Origin of the sequence: Curtobacterium sp. NPDC098951, from assembly GCF_044759965.1 — a bacterium.
Classification (GTDB): Bacteria; Actinomycetota; Actinomycetes; order Actinomycetales; family Microbacteriaceae; genus Curtobacterium.
Genome location: NZ_JBIWAG010000001.1, coordinates 117,359 through 142,592 on the forward strand (window position 1 = coordinate 117,359; position 25,234 = coordinate 142,592).

General features: G+C 71.6%; 21 protein-coding genes. 18 read left to right on the forward strand and 3 right to left on the reverse strand.

Annotation, left to right across the window (positions count from 1 at the left end; genetic code table 11):
* Nucleotides 1–240 precede the first annotated feature (240 nt).
* Nucleotides 241–2,265, reverse strand: coding sequence for a Stk1 family PASTA domain-containing Ser/Thr kinase (gene pknB, locus ACIQUC_RS00615; protein WP_402262066.1), 2,025 nt, complete (start codon nt 2,263–2,265; stop codon nt 241–243).
* 202 nt (nt 2,266–2,467) lie between these two features.
* Nucleotides 2,468–3,685: a LysM peptidoglycan-binding domain-containing protein gene (locus tag ACIQUC_RS00620; protein WP_402262069.1), complete on the reverse strand. Its 1,218-nt coding sequence runs from the start codon at nt 3,683–3,685 to the stop codon at nt 2,468–2,470.
* A 163-nt stretch (nt 3,686–3,848) separates the two neighbouring features.
* Here ACIQUC_RS00620 and ACIQUC_RS00625 point away from each other — a divergent pair, with 163 nt between their 5' ends.
* A complete protein-coding gene (locus tag ACIQUC_RS00625; protein ID WP_022906697.1) occupies nt 3,849–4,214 on the forward strand; it encodes an Rv2175c family DNA-binding protein in 366 nt (121 codons plus the stop codon).
* Nucleotides 4,215–4,286: 72 nt separating this feature from the next.
* On the opposite strand, the gene ACIQUC_RS00630 is transcribed toward ACIQUC_RS00625, so the two are convergent.
* Entirely contained in the window at nt 4,287–5,405 is a 1,119-nt protein-coding gene (locus tag ACIQUC_RS00630; RefSeq protein WP_402262073.1) for a polyprenyl synthetase family protein, read from the reverse strand.
* Nucleotides 5,406–5,488: 83 nt separating this feature from the next.
* On the opposite strand from ACIQUC_RS00630, the gene ACIQUC_RS00635 reads away from it, so the two are divergent.
* The 17 genes from ACIQUC_RS00635 (at nt 5,489) to ACIQUC_RS00715 (ending at nt 25,195) form a co-directional block, all read left to right on the forward strand.
* On the forward strand, nt 5,489–5,884 hold the full coding sequence (locus tag ACIQUC_RS00635; protein ID WP_402262076.1) for a DUF3040 domain-containing protein: 396 nt from the start codon (nt 5,489–5,491) through the stop codon (nt 5,882–5,884).
* 1,283 nt (nt 5,885–7,167) lie between these two features.
* The gene (gene mraZ, locus ACIQUC_RS00640) at nt 7,168–7,599 is read left to right on the forward strand and encodes a division/cell wall cluster transcriptional repressor MraZ (RefSeq protein WP_022906684.1); all 432 of its coding nucleotides are present in this window, start codon (nt 7,168–7,170) and stop codon (nt 7,597–7,599) included.
* Between the two features lie 64 nt (nt 7,600–7,663).
* Nucleotides 7,664–8,671 (forward strand): 16S rRNA (cytosine(1402)-N(4))-methyltransferase RsmH, encoded by a 1,008-nt coding sequence (gene rsmH / locus ACIQUC_RS00645; protein WP_402262079.1) that lies wholly within the window; start codon nt 7,664–7,666, stop codon nt 8,669–8,671.
* 1 nt (nt 8,672) lies between these two features.
* Nucleotides 8,673–9,374 (forward strand): hypothetical protein, encoded by a 702-nt coding sequence (locus ACIQUC_RS00650; RefSeq protein ID WP_402262082.1) that lies wholly within the window; start codon nt 8,673–8,675, stop codon nt 9,372–9,374.
* Nucleotides 9,375–9,423: 49 nt separating this feature from the next.
* Complete coding sequence (locus tag ACIQUC_RS00655; protein WP_402262084.1) at nt 9,424–11,193, forward strand: peptidoglycan D,D-transpeptidase FtsI family protein; 1,770 nt, start codon at nt 9,424–9,426, stop codon at nt 11,191–11,193.
* Nucleotides 11,194–11,207: 14 nt separating this feature from the next.
* The gene (locus ACIQUC_RS00660) at nt 11,208–12,845 is read left to right on the forward strand and encodes a Mur ligase family protein (protein WP_402262087.1); all 1,638 of its coding nucleotides are present in this window, start codon (nt 11,208–11,210) and stop codon (nt 12,843–12,845) included.
* Nucleotides 12,842–14,407, forward strand: coding sequence for a UDP-N-acetylmuramoyl-tripeptide--D-alanyl-D-alanine ligase (gene murF, locus ACIQUC_RS00665; protein ID WP_402262090.1), 1,566 nt, complete (start codon nt 12,842–12,844; stop codon nt 14,405–14,407). Before ACIQUC_RS00660 ends, murF begins: the two co-directional genes overlap by 4 nt.
* Nucleotides 14,404–15,507, forward strand: coding sequence for a phospho-N-acetylmuramoyl-pentapeptide-transferase (mraY, locus tag ACIQUC_RS00670; RefSeq protein WP_022906691.1), 1,104 nt, complete (start codon nt 14,404–14,406; stop codon nt 15,505–15,507). Before murF ends, mraY begins: the two co-directional genes overlap by 4 nt.
* Nucleotides 15,497–17,023: a UDP-N-acetylmuramoyl-L-alanine--D-glutamate ligase gene (gene murD, locus ACIQUC_RS00675; RefSeq protein ID WP_402262093.1), complete on the forward strand. Its 1,527-nt coding sequence runs from the start codon at nt 15,497–15,499 to the stop codon at nt 17,021–17,023. The genes mraY and murD overlap by 11 nt, the downstream gene beginning before the upstream one ends.
* On the forward strand, nt 16,992–18,362 hold the full coding sequence (ftsW, locus tag ACIQUC_RS00680) for a putative lipid II flippase FtsW (protein ID WP_402262096.1): 1,371 nt from the start codon (nt 16,992–16,994) through the stop codon (nt 18,360–18,362). Before murD ends, ftsW begins: the two co-directional genes overlap by 32 nt.
* Complete coding sequence (murG, locus tag ACIQUC_RS00685; protein ID WP_402262099.1) at nt 18,359–19,480, forward strand: undecaprenyldiphospho-muramoylpentapeptide beta-N-acetylglucosaminyltransferase; 1,122 nt, start codon at nt 18,359–18,361, stop codon at nt 19,478–19,480. Before ftsW ends, murG begins: the two co-directional genes overlap by 4 nt.
* Nucleotides 19,477–20,898 carry a UDP-N-acetylmuramate--L-alanine ligase gene (murC, locus tag ACIQUC_RS00690; protein ID WP_402262102.1) on the forward strand — a complete coding sequence of 474 codons (1,422 nt, stop codon included), beginning with the start codon at nt 19,477–19,479 and terminating at the stop codon, nt 20,896–20,898. The genes murG and murC overlap by 4 nt, the downstream gene beginning before the upstream one ends.
* Nucleotides 20,895–22,172: an FtsQ-type POTRA domain-containing protein gene (locus ACIQUC_RS00695; protein ID WP_402262105.1), complete on the forward strand. Its 1,278-nt coding sequence runs from the start codon at nt 20,895–20,897 to the stop codon at nt 22,170–22,172. The genes murC and ACIQUC_RS00695 overlap by 4 nt, the downstream gene beginning before the upstream one ends.
* A 138-nt stretch (nt 22,173–22,310) precedes the next feature.
* Nucleotides 22,311–23,480, forward strand: coding sequence for a cell division protein FtsZ (ftsZ, locus tag ACIQUC_RS00700; protein WP_402262108.1), 1,170 nt, complete (start codon nt 22,311–22,313; stop codon nt 23,478–23,480).
* A 7-nt stretch (nt 23,481–23,487) separates the two neighbouring features.
* The gene (locus ACIQUC_RS00705; RefSeq protein WP_402262111.1) at nt 23,488–24,213 is read left to right on the forward strand and encodes a YggS family pyridoxal phosphate-dependent enzyme; all 726 of its coding nucleotides are present in this window, start codon (nt 23,488–23,490) and stop codon (nt 24,211–24,213) included.
* A gap of 44 nt (nt 24,214–24,257) precedes the next feature.
* Complete coding sequence (locus ACIQUC_RS00710) at nt 24,258–24,821, forward strand: cell division protein SepF (RefSeq protein WP_402262113.1); 564 nt, start codon at nt 24,258–24,260, stop codon at nt 24,819–24,821.
* Between the two features lie 71 nt (nt 24,822–24,892).
* Nucleotides 24,893–25,195: a YggT family protein gene (locus ACIQUC_RS00715; RefSeq protein WP_402262115.1), complete on the forward strand. Its 303-nt coding sequence runs from the start codon at nt 24,893–24,895 to the stop codon at nt 25,193–25,195.
* Nucleotides 25,196–25,234 lie beyond the last annotated feature (39 nt).

Genomic DNA, 25,234 nt, shown 5'->3' on the forward strand with positions numbered 1-25,234 from the left:
CGCGCGCCCGCCGGGCGGGGGGGGCGGGGCCGCTATCGGCCCCCCCCCCCCCGGGGGGCGGGGGGGGGGGGGGGGGGCCCGGGGCCCCCGCGCCTCCCGTCCGTGACGTGCGTGCGCCCGCCGCCCCGCCCCGCTCGCCCCGAGACTCGGCTCCGCGGACACCTTCGTGGCTCCGAGAGCGCAAAACTGTCCGCCTGGCCGAGTCTCGGCACCGCGGAGTGCGGAGTGCTGGGCGTGCGCCTACTGCTCGTAGGCGAGCGTGATCGTGTCGCCGCGGTACACCGTCGCGCCGGCGCCCGGGTCGGTGGACTGGACGGGGAGCGAGGCCTTCCAGTCGTAGAAGCCGCACAGGATGTTCGTGCAGTCCGGCACCGAGACCTTCAGTCCGAGCGCGTCGAGCGTCGCCGTGGCGTCATTGATCGTCTTGCCGTGCACGTCCGGCAGCGTGATCGGAGTCGGACCCTTCGACACGACGACGTCGATCGCGGAGCCCTCGACCACGGGGTCGTCCGCGGCCTTCGCCGAGATGATCTGCCCCGTGGGGACGGTGTCGCTGTACTGCGCGTCCTGCGAGCCGAGGGTGAGGCCGACCGCGTCGAGCGTCGCCGAGGCGTCGTCGACCGACTTGCCGACGACGTCCGGCACCGCGCCGAGCGAGACGGTGAGCGTCACCGGGCCGCGTTCGCCGTAGGCCTTGACGGTCGAGAGGTCGACGGATGCCCCGTCGGTGCCGAGTCCGGTCGCCGCGATGACGGTGTCCTTCGGTGCGTCGGCGGAGAACTGGTACTGGTCGTCCTGCAGCTCGAAGTCGTCGTCGAGCGCGGCGGTGACGGTGGAGAGCGGCTGCCCGACGATCGCCGGCAGGGCGATCATCTTCGGGCCGTTCGACACCACGATCTGGACCGAGGTGCCCTTGCGGACCTCGCGCCGGGCCGCGGGCTTGGTCGTGGAGACCTGCCCCTTCGCGACGACCGCGTCGAACCGGGTCGCGGTCGACGACGCCGTCTGCAGACCCTGCGCCTCGAGGAGCTGGCGAGCCTGCGAGACCGACTTGCCCGCGACCTCGGGGATGCGGACGTTGCCCCACGGACCGGGACCGAACGCCCAGCCGATCGACCCGCCGAGCGCCATCAGCACGAGGACGACGACGAGGACGATCCAGCCGCGCTTCCGGCGCCTGGTCGACTTGTCGGCGAGGCGCTGTGCGGCGGGGGAGAGCGCACCGGGCTGCGAGCCGGTGCGCCGGGGGCCCGGTGCGTTCCGACCGCCACGGCCGCCGGGCTGCTGGGCCGACGAGCGCTGCGACGGCTCGAGGATGGTGGTGGCGTCGCCGGAGTCCGCCGAGGTGGGCGTCGCGGACCCGGCCGGGATGATCGCGGTCGCGTTCTCGGGACGCAGCACGGCGGTCCGGTACTGCCCGGTGGCGCGCTGCTGGTCGCCCGCCATGTGGTCGAGCATCTCGCGGGCGTCACGCGGACGGTCGTCCGGGTTGCGGGCGGTGGACCAGGCGACGAGGTCGTCGAGCTCCGGCGGGATCCCGGCCACGGCGGCGCTCGGTGCGGGGACCTGGTCGTTCGCGTGCTGGTAGGCGATCTGCATCGGCTGCTCGCCCTTGTAGGGCTGCTCGCCGGTGAGCATCTCGTAGAGCATGATGCCGAGCGCGTAGATGTCGCTGCGGGAGTCGGCGGCGCCGCGCGTGACGAGCTCGGGGGAGAGGTACGCGATCGTGCCGAGCAGGGCCGCACCGGTCGCGGTGTTCGCCGTGGTGGCGCGGGCGAGGCCGAAGTCCCCGAGCTTGATGCGGCCGTCGTCGGCGAGCAGGACGTTCTCGGGCTTGAGGTCGCGGTGCACGATGCCGGCACGGTGCGCCGAGGCGAGGCCGGCGAGGACGGCCCGGAGGATGTCGGTCGCCTGCTCCGGCGTGAGCGCGTGGTGTTCCTGCAGGAGGTCGCGGAGCGTGATGCCCGGGATGTACTCCATGACGATGTACGCCGTGTCGTCCTCGGCGCCCTGGTCGTACACGCCGACGAGGTTCGGGTGGGAGAGCCGGGCGGCGGAGCGGGCCTCCTGGATGAAGCGCTCCCGGAAGGCCTGGTCGTCCGCCAGGTGGCCGTGCATGATCTTGATCGCGACGCGTCGCTCGAGCCGCACGTCGGTCGCCAGGTACACGGTCGCCATGCCCCCGCGCGCGATGCGGGAGCGTACGCGGTACCGGTGATCGATCATGCGACCGATCATCGGGTCCGTGGCGGCGTTGGTGGTCATCGGCGGCATTCTACGAATCGGGACTGCACGGACCCGCACTGACGCACCGGTCGTGACCGAATCTCGATCTTGCGGATGACTCGGTTCTGTCGGGCGGCCAGGCCTGCGAGCACGCCCGGGGACCGGGCGGCCAGGCGTGCGGGCACGCCCGGGGACCGGGCGGCCAGGCGTGCGGGCACGCCCGGGGGCCGCGCGGCCGGGGTCAGAGCGATGCCAGCAGGCTCTGCGCGGTCTTCTCCCACTGCGCGTACGCCTTCGGGTACGCCGACACCTGGACGGCCTGCGCCGCCGTGGTGACGTTCATCGACGACCACCCGGCGATGTCGAGCAGCCCGCGGGTGTGCCCGGGGTTGCCGGTGAAGAAGCGCTTCGTCGCGGTCACCGGGTCCTGCAGCGCCGCAGCGGAGCCCCAGCCCTGGCTCGGCCGCTGCTGGAACAGCCCGACCGAGTCGCGGTCGCCGTGGGACAGGTTGCGGAGGCTCGACTCCTGCATCGCCGCGGCGAGGGCGATGACGATCCCGTGGTCGGACACCCCGAGCGATCGGCCGACGGACACGATCGTCGCCGCGTTGCCCCGCTGCTCCGCCGAGAGCGAGGGGCCGGAGGACGGCAGCACGAGGGTCTTGCCGGCGTAGATGGTGCTCGTGTAGGTGAGCCCGTTCGCCGAGAGGAGCGCCGAGACCGACACCCCGTGCGCGGCGGCGATCGAGGCGATGGTGTCGCCCGTGCCGATCTTCACGCTGCCGGCCCGGGCCGACGAGGCGTTTCCGGAGCTGGAGGTCGGAGCGGCCGCGACCGACGCCACGGGCGCCGCCGTGGCACCAGCCGTCGGGACCCGGAGCGTCTGCCCGGGGTAGATCACGGAGCGCTGCGAGAGCTTGTTCGCGCTGAGGAGCGCCGTGGTCGACACGCCGACGCGCGCGGCGATGCCGGACACCGTGTCGCCCTGCTTGACGTGGTAGCTGCCGGTGGCCGACGTCCGCGCCGAGGCCGTCGTGACCGCTGGCGTCGACGCGAGGTGCAGCGTCTGGCCGGGGTGGATGATCGTGTTCCAGCCGAGGCCGTTGCGCACGAGCACCTCCTGCGCGGACAGGCCGTACCGGGCGGCGATGCCCGACACGGTGTCGCCCTGGCGCACGGTGTACGTGGTGGGGACCCGGGTGGAGACGGCGGCGACCGTCTGGACGGTGGTCTCGGCCGGACGGGCCACGGCGGTCTGGAAGACCGGTCGGTCGGTCACGGTGCGGTCCTCGTCGACGTGTCGCTTGTTGCGGTTGTCGTCGTCGTGGCGTGGTTCGGTGTGGGCGACCGGGCCGGTGAGTCCGGCGGTCACCGCGATCGTCCCCGCGAGGACGATGGGCATGGTCGCGAACCGGGCGGATCGTGCGCGCCGGGCGTCTTCGTCTGCAGCGTTGTCCACGGTGTCTCCTGTTCGAGCGGTGAGCCGTTGCGCGTGCGTGCGCACTCACAGGTGTTCCCACGCTGGCATGGCGCGTTTCCCAAGTCAACCAGAGAGTCGGATGTTGCGTGTGTGACGAATGTGACGAACGAGTCGGTGTGACGCCGCGCCCCACTCTGGCAACATGGGGCCTGTGAGTGCTGCACCCATCGACGACACGACCCTTTCCGAGCGATGGCTGACCGTCCCCGACCTGGTGGACCTGCTCGGGGTGAGCCCCGGGCGCATCCACCGTCTCTTCGAGCAGAAGACGCTGCTGCCCGCGCGCGTGGACGGCGTCCTGCGGGTGCCGAGCGAGTTCCTCGACGAGGGCGAGCCGCTGCCCGAGCTGCGCGGGACGCTCATCGTGCTCTCGGACAACGGCTTCACCGATGACGAAGCCGTCCGCTGGATGCTCTCGGACGACGACGCGATCGGCACCTCGCCGATCGCCGCGCTGCGCGCCGGCCGCAAGGCCGAGGTGCGTCGCATCGCCCAGTCCCTGCTCTAGCGGTCCCCGCCCGACGGACAGGAGGCACGGTGCCAGCTGGCACCGCGCCTCCTGTCCGTCTCGCTGGAGCGTCTACGCGACGCGTCGGCTGACCGTGTCGGCCAGCGCGACGAGCTGCTCGCGCGCCGACGGCGTGAGCGGAGCCGCTTCGATGGCGGCCTTCGCGCGCTGCACGTGCCGGTCGATCGACCGCTCGACGGCCGCGACCGCACCGGACTCGGTGAGCGTGGCGCGGAGCATCTGCACCTGCGCCTCGTCGAGGTCCGGGTCGCCGAGGAGCTCGTCGAGCAACTGGCGCGGACCACCGGGGAGCGCCTTGCGGGCCGAGGCGATGAGGACGGTGCGCTTGCCCTCGCGCAGGTCGTCGCCGGCGGGCTTGCCCGTGACCTCGGGGTCGCCGAAGACGCCGAGCATGTCGTCGCGGAGCTGGTAGGCGACGCCGAGGGGGAGTCCGAACGCCCGGAGCCCCTCGAGCTGCGCGTCCGACGCCCCGGCGACGAGGGCGCCGATGACGAGCGGTGCCTCGATCGAGTACTTCGCCGACTTGAAGACGATGACGCGCTGCGCCCGCACGAGGTGCTCGTCCTCGTCGATGGTCGGCCACGCGGTCTCCTCGTGCACGTCGAGGTACTGGCCCGCCGTGACGTCGAGGCGCATGGTGTGGAACTCCTGGCGGACGATCCGACCACGAGCGGGGTCGAGCAGGGCGAGTCCCTCGTCGAAGACGGCGTCGCTCAGGGAGAGCAGGAGGTCGCCGAGCAGCAGTGCGGAGTTCGTGCCGTACAGCGCGCGGTCACCGACCCAGCCGGACTCCTCGTGCAGGGACTCGAACCGGCGGTGCGCCGCCGGACGCCCGCGACGGGTGTCCGAGCGGTCCATGATGTCGTCGTGCACGAGGGCCGCCGCGTGGAAGATCTCGAGCGCCGCTGCGACCGTGACGATCGCCTCGGCCGTGGTCTGCCGCGACCCCTCGCCGAGCGGGTCGAACGAGCCCGATCGTCCCGCCACGGACTGCCATCCCCAGTAGCAGAACAGGGCCCGGAACCGCTTGCCCCCGGACAGCAGATCGCGCGCGTACCGGTCGAACGGAGCAAGGTCCGGACTGATCGCTGCGAGCCGTTCCCGTTGGTCGTCCAGCGCTCGATCGATCCGCGCCGACACGAGGTCCACTAATCGCGTACTCTCAGCCACACTCCCTACCCTAGTGGAGCGGTCGAGTCGTAGACTCGGTCCACCTCAACCACGCGTCGATCCCAGGAACAGAGGGAACACAGATGCCACTCTCGGAGCAAGAGCAGCGACTCCTCGAAGAGATGGAGCGGAGCCTCTACCAGAATGACTCCGACTTCGTCGCGCGCGTCACGCGTCGCCAGGGTCGTCCGACCTACACGTCGATCACGCTCGGGGTGCTCGGCGCCCTCGCGGGTGTCGCGATCGTCATTGTCGGGTTGGTCATGCGCCAGCCGCTCATCGGGATCCTCGGCTTCGTCGTGATGCTGGCCGGAGTCCTCTTCGCGCTGCGTCCCGGCATGCGAGCGCCCAAGGCGAAGACGCCTCGGGCCGGCAAGCCGTCGTCGGGCGGGTCCGCTCGGCCGAGCCAGAGTGGCGGCGGGTCCTTCATGGACCGCATGAACGAGCGCTGGGACAAGCGGAACGACAACCAGGGCTAGGCGCCCTCCACACTCCTCCACGGGGTCGGTCCTTCGGGGCTGACCCCGTTGTCGTGCGCGGGGGCGCATCGCGCCCCGCGAGTCCGTGCCCCGTCCCGCGTCCTGCACCTCCGCGCCCCGTCCTGCGCCTCCGCGCCCCGCGCCCCGTCCCGCGCCTCGCGCCCCGCGAGCGGGCGAAATACGTCCCGCTCGGCGGCCCTGAGCGGCCGAATCCGCCCGCTCGGCGGGCAACGCGCGGCGTGTCCTGCCCGCTCGGCGGGTGATCGTGCGCGGCTGTCGGACGGGAGGTGCGGGTCGGCCTCGCACCGCGCCTCCCGTCCCCGATGGGTGCAGCTGTACCCCGCGCTCCCGCGAGTGGGCGATGTCCGTCCCGCTCGGCGAGCTTGGGCGGCCGATTCCGCCCGCTCGCTGGGGAGCGCGCGGCGTGTTCTGCCCGCTCGGCGGGGAGCGCGCGGCGTGTCCTGCCCGCTCGGCGGGCAGTGCGCGGCGTGTCCTGCCCGCTCGGCGGGTGACCGTGCGCTGCTGTCGGACGGGAGGCGCGGGTCGGCCCCGCACCGCGCCTCGCGGCCCCGACGGGTGCTGCTGTACCCCGCGCTCCCGCGAGCGGGCGATGTCCGTCCCACTCGAGCGGGCCGGGCGGCCGATTCCGCCCGCTCGGCGGGGAGCGTGCGGCGTGTTCTACCCGCTCGGGAACCGGGCAGCCAGCGCGTGAGGTCGAGCGCGTGCGGACCGGTCGGCGGGCGGGCTGGTCGGGGGAGGTGTCGGCGGGGCGGGCACGCGCGCGCCGGCGCGCGGGCGCTGGTCGCGAGAAGTGTCGCCGGGGCCGGCCGGCGGCGGCACGTCCTGCGACCCGGGCGATCGGCGGACGGCACGTCGTGCGACCCAGGCGATCGACGGCCGGCGGCGGCACGTCGTGCGACCCAGGCGATCGGCGGACGGCGCGTCGTGCGACCAGCGCGGCGACGGAGTCGACCCGCCGCCCGGGTCCCGCCGTCCTGGCTGCGGCGACCGCCCGCCGGGACGGCCCTGCCGGGGACACCTCGGCACGCCGCCGTCGTGCCCACGGAGCTGCGAAAGTCCTCCACTTCCCTCCACGCGCTCCACTCCGCTCCACAGGCCCGCCGTTCCGCGGCAGTACGGGCCGAAATTGCCCGATCGACGACGAGATCCGCCCCCAGAACGAGGCTGACGGGCGACTTCGGGAATGAAATCCGCCCCGTGGGGAGGGGAGTGGAGTAAAGTGGGGCACACAACGGTCCGGTGGAGCGGAGGGGAGGCCCGACGTGCTGCTCGGTACCCATGCCCCGAAGCTCGACGAGAAGGGTCGCGTGATCCTCCCCGCCAAGTTCCGGGACGAACTGTCCGGGGGCCTCGTGATGACCCGCGGGCAGGAGCGCTGCGTGGTCGTCTTCAGCGCGGACACGTTCGAGCAGCTGCACGAGCGGATCCGCACCGCACCGATGACCTCGAAGCGCACCCGGGACTACATGCGCCTGTTCCTCTCCGGAGCGAGCGCGGAACAGCCCGACAAGCAGAACCGCGTCACCATCCCGCAGAACCTCCGCGAGTACGCGGGGCTCGAGCGGGACCTGACGGTCATCGGCTCCGGTGACCGCGCCGAGATCTGGTCGACCCCCGCGTGGGAGGCCTACTACGCCGAAGTCGAAGAGGGCTTCGCCGACAACGACGAGGAGGTGATCCCGGGGATCTTCTGATCCGTGGATCGGGACTCCCAGCCGTGCATCCCTGACACCCCTTCCCCGGTGTCAGGTCGCATGGATGGGGATCCGGACCCGCGGCCCGGAGGACGAGGGGCTGCACATGGCCGAGGACGAGACCAACACACCGCGCTTCCCGCACACCCCGGTGATGCTCGAGCGCATCGTCGACCTCTTCACGCCCACGCTCGAGGGGCCGGGCAAGGTCGTGGTCGACGCGACGCTCGGCATGGGCGGCCACTCCGAGGGGCTCCTCGAGCGGTTCCCGGAGCTGACGCTCATCGGCCTCGACCGCGACACCGACGCGCTCGGCATCGCGGGGGACCGGCTCGCCCGGTTCGGTGACCGCGTCCGCCTGGTGCACACCGTCTACGACGGCATCGTCGAGGCGATCGAGGGCGAGGGCTTCGAGCAGGTCGACGGCGTGCTGTTCGACCTCGGTGTCAGCTCGCTGCAGCTCGACCGTGCCGAACGCGGCTTCGCGTACAGCCAGGACGCACCGCTCGACATGCGGATGGACCGGACCGAGGGGCAGACCGCGGCCGACGTCCTCGCCACCTACGACGAGGGCGAGCTGCGCCGGATCTTCCAGCGCTACGGCGAGGAGAAGCTCGCCGGACGCTACGCCCGCGCCATCGTCGAGCGACGCGCCAGCGCCCCGTTCGAGATGTCCGGCGACCTGGTCCAGGTCCTGCACGACGCGACCCCGGTGGCGATCCAGCGACAGGGACACCCGGCGAAGCGGGTGTTCCAGGCGCTCCGCATCGAGGTCAACGCCGAGCTGAGCGTCCTCGAGCGGGCGATCCCGGCGGCCCTCGACTCCATCGCGGTCGGCGGCCGGATCGTCGTCGAGTCGTACCAGTCGCTCGAGGACCGCATCGTCAAGCGGGCACTCACCGCACGGACGAAGTCGAGCGCACCCGCCGGCCTGCCGGTCGAACTGCCCGAGCACCGGCCGACGTACGAACTGGTCGTCAAGGGCGCCGAGCTGGCCGACGAGGCCGAACGCGCCGCCAACCCACGAGCAACCCCCGTGCGCCTGCGCGCGGCCGAGCGGATCCGGAAGTGACATGAGCACGAACCTCGCACTCGTCGACCCCGCCGTCGTCCCGTCCCGCGCCCCGCGTCCGACGCGACAGAACCGGCCGGAGCTCGTCGAGGTCACCCCGACCAAGGCCCAGCGCCGGGCACGCCCCCGCATCGCCTACGCCGTGGTGGCGGTGGTCGCCCTCGGCATCCTGCTCCTCGCGCAGCTCGGCATCAGCATGGTGCTGAGCCAGGGCGCGTACACGCTCAACTCCCTGAGCGCCGAGCAGACGAACCTGTCCCGCACCCAGCAGTCGCTGTCCGAGGAGCTGCGGGTGCTCGACTCGCCGCAGAACCTCGCCCGCAACGCCCAGGCGCTCGGGATGATCGCGAACTCGACGCCGGTGTACCTCGACCCGAAGACCGGTCGTGTCTACGGCACGCCGACCCCGGCGGTCGCCGACCCGGCCACCGCGGCGACGTCGAACCAGGTGCCGAACTCGCTGCTCGCCGACGTGCCGCTGGCCGCGAAGCCGGGTGACACCTCGACGAGCAAGGAGAGCGGGGCCAGCTCGACGAGCACGGACAGCGGAGCCGGCTCGACGAGCAAGGACGCTGGCACCACCACGGACAGCACCGCCGCCGACGCTGGGAAGACCACAGGCGCCAGCGCGTCGGCCGGGGCTTCGTCCACCGCCGACGTAGAGTCCGACCCGAACCAGCTCCAGGCCCCCTCCACCCGGTGACCTGCGGGTCGGGACAGCCTGCCGCACCACCCGGGAAGGACCGCATCGCGTGACGAAGACGATCCGCAACCGTCGACTGCGCTACAGCGTCGTGATGATCGCCGTGATCGCGCTCGTGGCGGTCTTCGTGGTCCGCCTCGTCGACATCCAGGTGGTCCAGGCCGCCTCGCTCAACGAGCTGTCGAAGGAGAAGCGGAGCATCCCGGTCACGATCTACGGGACCCGCGGGTCGATCGTCGACCGCAACGGGACCGAGCTCGCCGACAGCGTCACCCGCTACAACATCACGACGGCCCCGCGCCTGGTGAAGAAGTTCGAGGGAAAGCTCGGCGGCACCCGCGTGAAGGACGTCACGGTCGACCAGGCGCTCGCGGCGCTGGCGAAGGCCTCGGGCGGCGACGTGGCGACCATGCAGAAGAGCATCGCGGCGAACCCGCGGTCCGACTTCGCCTACCTCGTCAAGGGCCTCGACGTGAAGCACTACGAGGCGGTGACCGCGCTCGGCATCCCGTGGATCTACAAGGAGCAGCAGGCGTCACGGGTGTACCCGACGGCGGCAACGACCGGCAACATCACCGGCTTCATGGGCACCGACGGTGCACAGGCCGGGCTCGAGTACGCCTACGACAAGTGCCTGGCGGGGTCGAACGGCTCCGAGACGTACGAGCGCGGTTCCGACGGCGTCCAGCTCCCCGGGAGCACCGTGACGACCAAGGAAGCCAAGGACGGCGGCACGGTCGAGACCACGATCGACAGCGACCTGCAGTACATGGCCAACCAGACCATCGCGTCCGCCGCGAAGTCGCTGCAGGCCGAGTCCGCCACGGCGACGGTCACCAGCGTGAAGACGGGGGAGATCCTCGCGGTCGCGGACTACCCGACCGTCGACCCGAACGACGTCGACGCCACCACGGACAAGGGTGCGTTCGGATCGCGGGCGCTCACGGCGACGTACGAACCGGGCTCCACGATCAAGGCCGCGATCGCGGCGGCACTCATCGACCAGGGCAAGTCGAGCCCGACCGACCGAGCGGTCGTGCCGTACTCGCGCTCGTTCCCCTGGGGCGGGTCGATCCACGACTCCGAGTTCCACCAGACCGAGAACCTGACGCTCACGGGCATCCTGCAGAACTCGTCGAACGTCGGCATCACCGAGCTCGGTGAGCGCCTGACCGCCCAGCAGCGGTACGACTACATGAAGAAGTTCGGCCTGTTCGAGCCCGAGTCGGCGATCGACTACCCGGGGCAGCCGTCGATGGACTACGGCTCGAGCCCGGAGTGGGACCAGCAGACGAACATCAACTCGATGTTCGGGCAGGGCATCTCGACGACCGCGATCCAGGTCGCGAGCATCTTCCAGACCCTCGCGAACGACGGTGTCCGGATCCCGCTGCACTTCGTGAAGGGCTGCGAGACCGCCGACGGCACCATGATCGACGCGCCCGACGTGCAGCCGACGCGTGTCGTGTCCGCGAACGCCGCGACGCAGGTCACGGACATGCTGCAGAGCGTGGTCACGGGTGGCACCCTCGTCGGCATGAAGCCGATCTCCGGCTACAACATCGCCGCGAAGACGGGCACCGCCGAGGTGGCCGAGGGGTCCAAGGGCTACGGCGGACAGCGCATCACGTCGGTGGCCGGAATGGCACCCGCCGAGGACCCCCAGTATGTTGTCACGGTGACGTTCACGAAGCCGCAGACCAACAAGTGGTCCAGCGGAGCGGCTCCGGCGTTCCGAACTCTCATGTCCCAGGTGCTCGAGAAGTACCGAGTAGCCCCCTCCACGACGCCGGCGAAGACCTACCCGACCACGTGGTGAGGAAGAAGGAGCACTTGTCCGCACGGATCCCCCCGGTCCTCCGACCCGAACACCCGACCCCGAGGGCCGTGGCCGAACTCGCGAACGCGTTCGGTCTGCGTGTCGTCGGCTCGGTCGACGCCGTCGAGACGACCGGTGTCACCCTGAGCGCTGCCGAGGTGCAGCCGGGTGAACTCTTCGTCGGCGTGCACGGTGCGAACCGCCACGGCGCGGAGTTCTCCGCCGAGGCCGCCGAGCGCGGTGCGGTGGCCGTCCTGACCGACGACGCCGGCGTGGAGCACGCCCAGGCGGCCGGTCTCCCCGTGCTCGTCGTGGACGACCCCCGTGCGGCCCTCGGCGACGTCTCGGCGTGGGTCTACCGCACCCACCCGGACGAGGCCACCGACCTGCCGCAGCTGTTCGCCGTCACCGGCACGAACGGCAAGACGAGCACTTCCTACATCCTCGAGGGGATCCTCAAGCAGCTCGGTCTCGTCACCGGCCTGAGCTCGACCGCCGAGCGCCACATCGGCACCCTCAGCGTCACGAGCCGGCTCACCACGCCCGAGGCGAGCGAGATGCACGCGCTGCTCGCCCGGATGCGCGAGAGCGAGGTGCGCGCGGTCGCCGTCGAGGTGAGCGCCCAGGCCCTCAGCCGCCACCGCGTCGACGGCATCGTCTTCGACGTCGCGGCCTTCACGAACCTGTCGCACGACCACCTCGACGACTACGCCGACATGGAGGAGTACTACCAGGCGAAGCTCCCGCTGTTCCAGCCCGAGCACGCCCGCCGCGGCGTCGTCTCGCTGGACACCGACTGGGGCCACCGCGTGGTGCAGGACTCCCGCATCCCGGTCACGACCATCACGGTCCACCCCGACGTCGAGGCCGAGTGGCACGTCGACATCGTCGAGGCGCACGCCGCCTACACCGAGTTCCGCCTGACCGGACCCGAGGGGCGTGAGCTCACCACCCGTGTGCCGCTCATCGGGTGGCACATGGCTGCGAACGCAGCGCTCGCGATCGTGATGCTCGTCGAGGGCGGGTTCGAGCTCGGTGCCATCGCGCACGCGCTCGAGACGAACCACCGCCGCTACCCGGACGAGGACGAGCGCGAGCAGCGCGACGAGCCGACGAGCGCCATCGAGTGCTACCTGCCCGGCCGCACCGAGCGCGTCTCGGGCGATCGCGGTCCGAGCGTCTACGTCGACTTCGGGCACAGCCCCGACGCCTTCGAGAACACCCTCGCCGCGGTGCGCCAGTTCACCTCCGGCAAGGTCCTCATGCTCTTCGGCGCCGACGGCGACCGCGACACCACCAAGCGTCCCGACATGGCCCGCGTGGCCGCCGCGGGGTCGGACATCCTCGTGATCACCGACCACCACCCGCGCTTCGAGGACGCCGCGTCGATCCGGAAGACCCTCGTCGACGCCGCGCGCGAGGCGTTCCCGGACCACGAGATCCACGAGGTCAGCCCGCCCGAGGCGGCGATCCGCACCGCCGTGGGCCTCGTCGGCGACGGGGACTCGATCCTCTGGGCCGGCCCCGGCCATCAGGACTACCGCGACATCCAGGGCGTCCGCACCCCGTACTCGGCACGCGACGAGGCCCGCCAGGCCCTCCGCGAGGCCGGGTGGGAGCCGAACTCCGGTCCGGCCGAGGACGCACGATGATCGCCCTGACCCTCGCCGAGATCGCGACCGCGGTCGACGGCGAGCTGATCCCCGGTGCCCAGGCGACCGACGTCGCCGACCAGGGTGACCTGGTCGTCGAGGGCTCGGTCGAGACCGACTCCCGGCTCGTCGGGCCCGGCAGCGTGTTCTTCGCGCTCCCGGGCGAGGTCACGGACGGCCGCCGCTTCGTCCCCGCCGCGACCGAGGCCGGCGCCGCGCTGATCGTCACGCCGGAGCGCGTCGACACCACCGCGCCGCAGATCGTGGTCACCGACGGCTACGCGGCCCTCGCGGCGCTGGCGCACGAGGTCGTCACACGCGTCCGGATGGCAACCGCCGACCGGGTCGACGCCGACGGTCGCCCGGCACCCCTGCGGGTCGTCGGCATCACCGGCTCGAACGGCAAGACGAGCACCAAGAACATGCTGCGCACGATCCTCGAGCAGCACGGTGCGACGATCGCGCCCCAGGGATCGTTCAACAACCACGTCGGCGCACCGATCTCGATGCTCCGCATCACCGAGGACACCCGGTACCTGGTCGTCGAGATGGGCGCGAGCGGCATCGGCCACATCGCCAAGCTCGTCTCGATCGCCGAGCCGGACGTCGGTGTCGTCCTCAAGGTGGGCCTCGCGCACGCCGGCGAGTTCGGCGGGATCGAGGCGACCCAGCGCGCCAAGTCCGAGATGGTCACCGACCTGCCGGCCAGCGCGACCGCGCTCCTCAACGTCGACGACGACCGCGTCGCGTCGATGCGCGACCTGACGGCGGCGACCGTCGTGGGCTTCGGCACGTCGGCGGATGCCGACTACCGCATCACCGGCATCGAGACGGACCGCAACGGCACCCGCTTCACGCTCACCGCGCCTCCCGTCCGCCAGGAAGGCGACCCGTCTGCGGACGGACAGCCGGGGCCCACGCCGCCGGTTCCGGATCGACGCGCCAGCGGCGAGCCGGCCGTGCAGGTGGGGAGAGGGACGGACCACGTCGACGTGCAGCTCGCGATCCTGGGTGAGCACCACGCGATGAACGCGTCCGCCGCGCTCACGGTCGCCCACCTGTGGGGCGTGCCCCTCGCCGACGGCGCGGCCGCGCTCGCGTCGATGACGCGCGCCGAGCGCTGGCGCATGGAGCTCCTCCCCGGCGGCCCCGACGGGGTCACCGTGATCAACGACGCGTACAACGCGTCGCCCGACTCGACCGCCGCCGCGCTGCGGACGCTCGCCCAGATCGTCCGCCCGGGGGAGCGGACCGTCGCCGTGCTCGGCGAGATGGCCGAGCTCGGCGAGTTCTCGACGGAGGAGCACGACCGCATCGGCCGGCTCGTCGTCCGTCTGGGCATCGGTCAGCTCGTGGTCGTCGGCCGCGGCGCGATGCCCATCCACCAGGCCGCCACCCTCGAGGGATCGTGGGACGGCGAGTCCGTGTTCATCGAGGACGTCGACGACGCCGTCCACGCACTGCAGGAGATGCTCCGCCCCGGCGACGTCGTCCTCGTCAAGTCCTCGAAGTCCGCCGAACTGCGATTCCTCGGCGACCGCCTCGGAGGTGTCACCGAATGATCGCCCTCCTGATCGCCGGCGCCGTGTCGCTGGTGTTCACACTGCTGCTCACGCCGCTGTTCATCAAGCTGTTCCACCGCCTCGGCTGGGGACAGTTCATCCGCGACGACGGTCCGCAGTCGCACCACACCAAGCGCGGGACCGCGACCATGGGCGGCATCGTCCTGATCATCGGCGCGGTGCTCGGCTACTTCGTCGGGCACCTGGTCGGCCGCGACTCGATCACGCTGTCCGGGCTGCTCGTGCTGTTCCTCATGGTCGGCCTCGGGTTCGTCGGGTTCATCGACGACTTCCTCAAGGTCCGCCGCCAGCGCAGCCTCGGCCTCGGCGGGTGGGCGAAGGTGCTCGGTCAGGTCATCGTCGGCGTGATCTTCGCGACCGTCGCGCTCGTCGTCCCGTCCGGCAACGGCAAGCCGCCGGCGTCGACCATGGTCTCGGCCATCCGGGACATCCCGTGGCTGGACTTCATGGCGCTCGGCACCGTGATCGGCACCGTGCTGTTCCTCGCCTGGATCGTGCTGCTCACGGTCTCGACGTCGAACGGCGTGAACGTCGCGGACGGCCTCGACGGCCTCGCCACCGGGTCGAGCATCCTCGCGATCGGCTCGTACGTGATCATCGGCTTCTGGCAGTCGAACCAGATCTGCGGCGGTGCCCGGCTCGACTCGAACACCGAGCACGCCTGCTACACCGTGACCAACCCCCTCGACCTCGCGGTCGTGGCGGCGGCTGTCTGCGGCGGCCTGATCGGCTTCCTCTGGTACAACACGTCGCCGGCGCAGATCTTCCTCGGCGACACCGGGTCGCTCGGCCTCGGCGGCGCGCTGGCGGGTCTCGCGATCCTCAGCCGCACCGAGCTCCTGCTCGTCCTCATCGGCGGCCTCTTCTTCATCGTCACCGGCTCGGTCATCCTGCAGCGGGCGTACTTCAAGATCACCCACGGCAAGCGCATCTTCCGGATGAGTCCACTGCACCACCACTTCGAGTTGAAGGGGTGGGCCGAGGTGACCGTCGTCGTCCGGTTCTGGATCATCGCCGGACTCTGCGTCGCGGCCGGCGTCGGCCTGTTCTACCTGGAGTGGATCGCCCGTGTCGGCTGACCGCCTGGCATCGCTCGACAGCTGGTACGCCGAGGGCTGGAAGGGGCTCGACGTGGCGGTCCTCGGACTCGGCGCCACCGGGTTCTCGGTCGCGGACACCCTCGTCGAGCTCGGCAGCGCCGTGACCGTCTACTCGTCGGACGCCCCCGCGGACAGCGTCGAACTGCTCGACGTGATCGGCGCGCGCTTCGTGCAGGCGCCGCTGGACACCGTGCCCGCCGCGCTCGAGGCGCAGGCGCCGGACCTCGTCGTCGTGTCGCCGGGCCTGCCGCCGCACAACGCGACCGTGCAGTGGGCCGTGGCGAACAGCGTCGTCTGGGGTGACATCGAGCTCGCCTGGCGCGTCCGCGACAAGGTCGTGCGCGGTCCGATCGCCGCGCCGTGGGTGACCATCACCGGCACGAACGGCAAGACCACCACGACGCAGCTCACCACCGCGATGTTCGAGGCCGCCGGGCTGCGGGCCGTGTCCTGCGGCAACATCGGCGTGCCCGTCCTCGACGTCGTTCGGGACCCGGACGGCTTCGACGTCCTCGTGGTCGAGCTGTCCAGCCACCAGCTGCACTACATGCCGACCACCGGCGACGGCGCGGTGGTGCCCCTCGCGAGCACCTGCCTGAACATCGCCGACGACCACCTCGAGTGGCACGGCTCGGCCGAGGCCTACCGGGCCGCCAAGGCGAAGGTCTACGAGCGCACCGTGCTCGCCTGCGTCTACAACACCACCGACGACGCCACCCGGCACATGGTCGAGGAGGCCGACGTCGTCGAGGGGTGCCGTGCGGTCGGCTTCACCCCCGGCATCCCGGCACCCGGTGACGTCGGCGTGGTCGAGGACGTCCTGTGCGACCGGGCCTTCACCGACGACCGACGCAACAGCGCGCTCGAGCTCGCGACCGTCGCCGACCTCGAGGCGGCCGGGCTCGCCAGCCCGCACATGACCATGAACGTGCTCGCCGCGGCCGCACTCGCCCGTGCGGCGTCGGTCGAGCCGGCCGCGATCCGTGCCGCCGTGCAGGGGTTCCGTGCCGACCACCACCGGACCGAGCACGTCGCCACCGCCGACGGCATCACGTGGGTGGACGACTCGAAGGCCACGAACCCGCACGCGGCGACGGCGTCGCTGGCGTCGTTCGACACGGTCGTGTGGATCGTCGGGGGCCTGTTCAAGGGCGTCGACGTCGACGGACTCGTCGCGCGCTTCGGCCCCGACGTCCGTGCCGTCGTCGTGATCGGCACCGACCGGACCCCCGTGCTCGAGGCATTCGCGCGACACGCGCCCGGGGTGCCGGTGCTGCAGGTCGAGGCAGCGGACACTGATCAGGTCATGCCCGAGGCGGTCCGGCATGCCGCATCGGTCGCGAGACCGGGCGACACGGTCCTCCTCGCCCCGGCCGCGGCGTCGTTCGACCAGTTCGGCTCCTACGCGGACCGGGGGCGTCGATTCGCGGCGGCGGTCCACGAGCACCTGGGAGGAAACGCCGATGGCGACGACGGATCTTCCGAGCGGCAGTAAGACCGGGGCAGCTCCGAGCCGCCCGCACACATCCGCCCGCCGCCACAACGGTGCGGTCGTCGCCGTCAAGAACGTCTTCGTCGCCGAGTCGAGCACCTTCTACACGATCCTCGGCGTGACGCTGTTCCTCGTCGTGTTCGGGGTCGTCATGGTGCTCTCGTCGTCGAGCGTGGAGCAGTACGCCGCGACGCACGACTTCTTCGGGGCCGCGTCCCGTCAGGGTCTCTACGCGGTGCTCGGCGTGCCGCTCATGCTCATCGCCTCCCGTCTGCCCGCGCGGTTCTGGCGGAAGTGGGCGATGTGGATCGTCGGGGTCGGCCTCGTCGTGCAGGCGCTCGTCGTCCTGACGCCGCTCGGGTACTCGATCCAGGGCAACCGGAACTGGATCCGCGTCGGGTCGTTCACCGCGCAGCCGTCCGAGATCCTGAAGCTCGCGCTCGTGCTCGGCATCGGCGCGATCATGTACGTCAAGCGCGAGAAGCTCGACGACTGGAAAGAGGTCTTCATCCCGATCGGCATCGCGTCGCTCGGGTCGATCGGCCTCGTCCTCGTCGGCGGTGACCAGGGCACCGCGATGATCATGCTCATCCTGGTGTTCGGGGCGCTCTACGTCGGGGGAGCCCGGGCGAAGCACCTGCTCGTCGGGGTCGTCGGCCTCGCCGTGCTGCTGCCGTTCGTCACGATGGCGTCGAGCTCCCGGTCGCACCGCATCAGCGCCTGGCTCTCCGGCTGCACGGACACGAGCCAGTACCAGGACCTCTGCTGGCAGCCGACCCACGGCATGTGGGCACTGGCCTCCGGCGGCGTCTTCGGCGTCGGGCTCGGCAACTCCAAGGCGAAGTGGTCCTGGCTGCCGGAGGCGGACAACGACTACATCTTCGCGATCATCGGCGAGGAGCTCGGACTCGTCGGCGCCGTCGTCGTGCTCGCCCTCTTCGTCGTCCTGGCCGTCGGCATGATCAAGATCATCCGCCAGTCGAACGACCCCTTCGTGAAGACCGTCACCGGTGGCGTCCTCGCGTGGATCATCGGCCAGGCGCTCGTCAACATCGCCGTGGTCCTCGGCCTCCTGCCGGTCCTCGGCGTCCCCCTCCCACTCATCTCGGCCGGCGGCTCCGCGCTCATCATGACGCTCGTCGCCATCGGCGTCGTCCTGTCGTTCGCACGGGACCTGCCGGGCAAGAACGACCGCGCGAGCGCGTTCCCGGGCAAGAACGACCGCGCGAGCGCGTTCCCGGGCAAGAGCGACCGGGCGAGCACGTTCCCGGGTCCGAGTGGCCGCACGAGCGCGTTCCCGGGTCCGAGCGGCCGCACCACCACGAACGGAACCCTCCGGTGAGCACCTACCTCTTCGCCGGCGGCGGTACCGCCGGTCACGTCAACCCCCTGCTCGCGGTCGCCGACCGTCTGACCGAACGCGAGCCCGACGCCGAGGTCCTCGTCCTCGGGACGGCCGAGGGGCTCGAGTCCCGCCTGGTCCCGATGCGCGGGTACGAGCTGCTGACGATCCCGCGCCTGCCGTTCCCGCGCAAGCCGAACGCCGCCGCGCTCCGCTTCCCCGGCGGGTTCCTCGGCGCGGTCCGTCGTGTCGAGCAGATCATCCGCGACCGCGGGGTCGACGTCGTCCTCGGCGTCGGCGGCTACGCGGCCGCGCCGGCGTACATCGCGGCGCGTCGCACCGGGACGCCGATCGTCGTGCACGAGCAGAACGCGAAGCCGGGGCTCGCGAACCGTCTCGCCGCCTTCCTCACCGACCACGTCGGCCTGACCTTCTCGAACACCCGCCTGCGCCACGGCCGGGTCGTCGGCATGCCGCTCCGTCGCGAGATCGAGTCGCTCGACCGTCGCGCCGTCCGCGCCGAGGGCCTCGCCGAGTTCGGCCTCGATCCGGCCCGTCCGGTCCTGCTCGTGACCGGCGGGTCCTCGGGTGCGCGCAGCATCAACCGCACGGTGAACCGCTCCGCCGCGACCATCGTCGGCGCCGGCTGGCAGGTCCTGCACGTCGTCGGGGGCAAGTCCGACATCGGTCCGAGCGACCTCGACGGCTACCACGTGCTGCCCTACTGCGACCGCATGGACCTGGCGTACGCCGCGAGCGACTTCGTGGTCTCGCGCGCCGGCGCCGGCATGGTCTGCGAGCTCACCGCCGTCGGGCTGCCGAGCGTCCTCGTGCCGTACCCTGTCGGCAACGGCGAGCAGCGGCACAACGCGAAGGACGTCGTGGACGCCGGGGGAGCGGTCCTCGTCGCGGACGCGGAATTCGACGAGGACTGGGTGACGTTCCAGCTCCTGAACATCCTGCAGGACCGGGCCCGCATCGCGGACATGACCGTCCGGGCCGGCAGCGTCGGGCACCGCGACGGCGCCGACCGGATGACCGACCTCGTCCTCGACGCGGGCCGGACACCGGCCAGCCGGACGCGGCCGAGCGGCACCAGCACCACGGAGGAACGATGACCATCAAGCCGGACCTGACGCAGCCGATCCCCGAGGACCTCGGCACCGTCCACTTCGTCGGCATCGGTGGCTCCGGCATGAGCGGCATCGCCCGGATGTTCCTCGCCGCCGGCCACCGCGTGACGGGCAGCGACTCCCGCGAGACCGCCACGACCCAGACGATGCGCGAGCTCGGCGCGGACGTGCACATCGGCCACGACGCCCGGAACGTCGGCGACGCGGACACCATCGTCGTGACCAGTGCCCTCTGGCCGGACAACCCCGAGCTGCTCGAGGCCCAGCGCCGCGGCATCCCGGTCCTGCACCGCTCGCAGGCCCTCGCCGCGCTCATCGCCGGCCAGCGCCTCGTCGCGGTCGCCGGTGCCCACGGCAAGACGACGTCGACGGGCATGATCGTCACAGCGATGGTCGAGCTGGGTCTGGACCCGAGCTTCGTCAACGGCGGGGTCATCCAGTCCCTCGGCACGAGCTCCGCTCCCGGATCGAGCGACCTGTTCGTCGTCGAGGCCGACGAGTCCGACGGCTCGTTCCTGCTCTACGACGTCGCCGTCGCCCTCGTCACGAACGTCGACGCCGACCACCTCGACCACTACGGCAGCGAGGAGGCCTTCACCGAGGCGTTCGTCGAGTTCGCCGCGAAGGCGTCCGAACGGGTCGTCATCTCGAGCGACGACGCCGGCGCCCAGGCCGTCACCGCCGGCATCCGCGCGCGCACCGACGCCCCCGAGGTCGTCACCTTCGGCGAGGCCGTCGACGCCGACGTCCGGATCGAGGGCATCACCGAGTCCGCCGGGGTCGAGGTCGACTTCCGCGCAGCGGGCGCATCGCACCACCTGACGCTCCGCGTGCCCGGGCGCCACAACGCGATCAACGCCGTCGGCGCGTTCGCCGTCCTGACCGGGCTCGGCGTCGCCGCCGCGGACGCGATCCGCGGGATCGAGGCCTTCGGTGGCACCCAGCGGCGCTTCGAGCTGCACGGCGTGGAGCGCGGGGTGTCGGTCTACGACGACTACGCCCACCACCCGACCGAGGTCGCGGCCGCGCTCAGGGCGGCACGGAACGTCGTCGGCGACGGCCGCATCATCGCGATCCACCAGCCGCACCTGTACTCGCGGACCCGGATGATGGCCGGCGACTTCGCGAAGGTCTACGAGGAGCTCGCCGACCACACCGTCGTCCTCGACGTCTACGGCGCCCGCGAGGACCCGGAACCCGGCGTCACCGGCGCCCTCGTCCAGGAGCGCTTCGCCGACCAGTCGCGTGTCGAGTTCCTGCCGGACTGGGACGAGGCGTCCGCGCGCGCCGCCGCGGTCGCGCGGGACGGCGACATCATCATGACGCTGAGCTGCGGCGACGTGTACCGCATCATCCCGCAGGTGCTCAGTGCCCTCCACGACGACGGGGCGCAGTCCCGGTGAAGCGTCCAGAGGGGTTCGACGAGGGTCCGGCCCGCCCGGACGCACCTGCTGCGGGCGCGCGTGCGCCCCGGCAGCGCCGCACCCCGACGGCCCCGAGGCGTCCGTCCCGCGAGGTCGCGCCGGAGGTCCAGGAGGCGCGGCACGAGCCTGCCCCGACCGCGCCGGACGACGAGACGGCCGACCCCACCGCCACCGACCCGGCGACAGCCTCGGCGCGCGACCGCGCCGGGGCCCTCGCCGGCGCCGCGGGGCGGCGCCTCGGCGCCGGGCTGTCCTCGGTCGCCGGACGGCTGCGCGAGTACACGCCGGACGAGGACCACCACGACCCGGAGGCCGAGCGCGCCGCCCGCGAGCGGCGGGAGACCGAACGGCAGGACGCCGAGCGGCTCGCCCACCTCACCGACCTGCACGGCTCCGACCCGAACGGCACCGAGCTGCACGGCTCCGAGCATCGCGAGGGCGAGCGCCCGATCGGCGCCGGCGTCCGCGCGGCGGAGACCGCGCGCGAGGCCCGGGTCGCCAAGCGCCGCCGTCGTCTGCTCGAGCGGGCCGAGGTCCGTCGCTTCACCCGCCGCAGCCGCCACCGCCGTGCCGCGTGGATCACCGCGGCGAGCATCGTCCTGGTGTTCGGGATCTCGATCCTCGTCGCGGTGTTCTCGCCCCTGATGGCCCTGCAGACGATCGAGGTGAAGGGCACGAACCGCGTCGACGCCACCGAGGTCCGCCAGGCGCTCTCCGACCAGATCGGCACCCCGCTGGCGCGGCTCGACTTCGACGCCATCAAGCGCGACATCGCCGGCTTCCCGCTCATCGAGAGCTACGTGACCGAGGAGGCCCCGCCGCACACCCTCGTCGTCACGGTCACCGAGCGCACGCCCGTGGTGGCGGTGCGGTCCGGGAAGTCCTTCGACCTCGTCGACCCCGCCGGCATCGTCGTGCAGTCCTCGCCGAAGCAGCCCGCGAACATGCCGCTCGCCGACATCGGGAACGCGAAGCTCGGATCGAGCGAGTTCCGCACGATGACCGAGGTCGTGCTCGCGCTGCCGTCGACCGTGCGGTCTCAGGTGACGAGCGTGAAGGGCTCGACCGCCGACGACGTGACGCTCACCCTGCGCGACCGCTCGAGCGTGGTCTGGGGCAACCCCGAGCAGTCCGACGCCAAGGCGGCGCTCCTCGCGGCCCTCGTGAAGGACCACGCGGCCCGGAACCCCGGCACCGTGGTCGAGTACGACGTGAGCGCGCCCGACAACGGGATCATCCGCGCGAAGAAGTAGCGGAATCGCGCGACACGCGGCGTGGCGGCGCGACAGCCTGTGGACGGCACCCGTAGCGTCGATTCGAGCACCACATCTACCAGCATTGCCCCTGAACTTCAAGTAGAGGTTGAGGGTTCAACCGGAGGCCTGACTGACGTGACCACGAACCACAACTACCTCGCCGTCATCAAGGTCGTCGGTGTCGGCGGCGGCGGCGTCAACGCCGTCAACCGGATGATCGAGCTCGGCCTCCGTGGCGTCGAGTTCATCGCGATCAACACCGACGCGCAGGCACTGCTGCTCAGCGACGCCGACGTCAAGCTCGACGTCGGCCGCGAGATCACCCGCGGCCTCGGCGCCGGCGCGGACCCCGAGGTCGGCCGTCGTGCCGCCGAGGACCACGCCGAGGAGATCGAAGAGGCCCTCGCCGGTGCCGACATGGTGTTCGTGACCGCTGGTGAGGGTGGTGGGACCGGCACGGGTGGTGCGCCCGTCGTCGCCCGGATCGCCAAGTCCATCGGCGCCCTCACCATCGGTGTCGTCACGAAGCCGTTCAGCTTCGAGGGCAAGCGTCGTCAGTCCCAGGCCGAGAACGGCGTCGCCGGGCTGAAGGACGAGGTCGACACGCTCATCGTCGTGCCGAACGACCGCCTGCTCGAGATCAGCGACCGCGGCATCTCCATGGTCGAGGCCTTCGCGACCGCCGACCAGGTGCTCCTCGCCGGCGTGCAGGGCATCACCGACCTCATCACCACCCCGGGCCTGATCAACCTCGACTTCGCCGACGTCAAGTCCGTCATGCAGGGTGCCGGTTCGGCGCTCATGGGCATCGGGTCCTCGCGCGGTGCCGACCGGGCGATCAAGGCCGCCGAGCTGGCCGTCGCGAGCCCGCTGCTCGAGGCGTCGATCGACGGCGCCCACGGCGTGCTGCTCTCGATCCAGGGCGGATCGAACCTCGGCATCTTCGAGATCAACGACGCGGCCCGTCTCGTGCAGGAGGCCGTGCACCCCGAGGCGAACATCATCTTCGGTGCCGTCATCGACGACACCCTCGGCGACGAGGTCCGCGTGACCGTCATCGCCGCCGGCTTCGACGGTGGCGAGCCGACCTCGCAGCTCAAGGAGCGTCGCTCCAGCTGGGTCGACCCGGACGCCGGTGCGACCGTGCCGGTGGCGTCCGCCGGCGCGAGCGGTGCGATCGAGGACTCGTCCTCGGCCGCTCCGTCGTGGGCGTCGCAGGAGCACGAGGCGCCCGCGCAGCGTGCCGCCGACCCGGCGTTCGACGACGACGACGACGAGCTCGACGTCCCCGACTTCCTGAAGTAAGTCCTCCTTGGTAGCCGAACCGCGCCTCCCGTCCGCCTCGTCACCAGACGACGGACCGGAGGCGCGTCTCGCGTCCGTCAGGAGCGGCATCGCCGACGCGGCGCGCGCCGCAGGGCGCTCGGCCGACGAGCTCACGCTCATCGTCGTCACGAAGTTCCACCCGGCGTCCCTCGTCCGCGAGCTCGCCGCGTTCGGCGTCACCGACGTGGGGGAGAACCGCCACCAGGAGGCGCAGGCCAAGGCCGCGGAGCTCGCCGACCTCGACCTGACCTGGCACTTCATCGGCCAGCTGCAGTCGAAGAAGGCCCGGCAGGTCCGGCGGTACGCGCACGTCGTGCAGTCGCTCGACCGCGAGTCGGTCGTGGACGCGTTCGCCCCGACCGAGGCCGAGCCGGAGCCGCCGGTCATCGACGGCTTCGTGCAGGTGAACCTGACCGACGACCCCGACCGCGGTGGTGTCCGACCGGACGCCGTCGAAGCGATGGTCGAACGGGTCCTCGCGACCGGGACGATCCGGCTGCGGGGTGTGATGGCGGTCGCGCCGCTCGACGAGGAGCCCCGCGCGGCGTTCGCCCGGCTCCGCGGCGTGTCCGAGCGCGTGGTGTCGATCGTGCCGACGGCGACGGACATCTCGGCGGGGATGAGCGGCGACTACGCCGACGCCGTGCTCGAGGGCGCGACACACCTGCGGATCGGGTCCGCAATCACGGGAAATCGGCCGGTCGCGCCCTAGCCTCGTTGCAAGGGCATCCACGAGCACCGACCTCCGGAGGAACCATGGCCAACCCGCTGAAGAAGACGATGGTCTACCTGGGCCTCGCCGACGAGGAACTCGAGTACGAGGACGAGCCGCAGCAGCAGACCGCGCGCCAGCAGTCCGCTCCGGCTCCCGCCCCCGCGGCCGCGCAGGTCGCCGACGAGACCCCCGCGCCCGCCGCGGCACCGGTGGCGCCCGTCGCTGCCGAGCCCAAGACGCACACCCACCAGCGCGGCGCACAGGTCACCCCGCTCCGCCGCTCGCACACGTCCGCACAGAAGGCAGCACCGGTCCAGGAAATGAACGAGATCCTCACCGTCCACCCGCGCGAGTACAAGGACGCCCAGTCCATCGCCGAGAGCTTCCGTGACGGCATCCCCGTCATCATCAACCTCTCGCAGATGACCGAGGCCGACGCCCGCCGCATGATCGACTTCGCCTCGGGGCTGTCGCTCGGCCTCTACGGCAAGATCGAGCGCGTCACGAACAAGGTCTTCCTGCTCTCGCCGGCCCACGTCGCGGTGAGCGGTGAGGCGCCTGAGGTAGAGTCCGACATCGAGGCGTCCTTCTTCGCCCAGTCCTGAGTCCCTCAGGCCCACCCGCCCCGTGCAGGTCGTCGCGTGACGATCCGCACCCGAGCTGAGCGAGCCCAATCGTGACCGCGATCCTCACGATCCTGTACTACCTCCTCCTGCTGTACATCCTCGTGCTGTGGGGGCGGTTCGTCCTCGACATCGTCCAGCAGTTCAACCGGTCCTGGCGGCCGCGCGGAGGACTCCTCGTCGTCGCCGACGTGGTCTACACCGTGACGGACCCGCCGATCCGGGCGGTCCGACGGGTGCTCCCGCCGATGCGCATGGGGCCCGTGGCCCTCGACTTCGGCTGGACGATCGTGCTCCTGGTGGCGATCATCCTGCGGTTCGTGATCGCCCTGCTCATCCCCGTGTTCGCCAACTAGGGGGACACGACACGCGCCACGCCCAGGGTGCGGTCACGG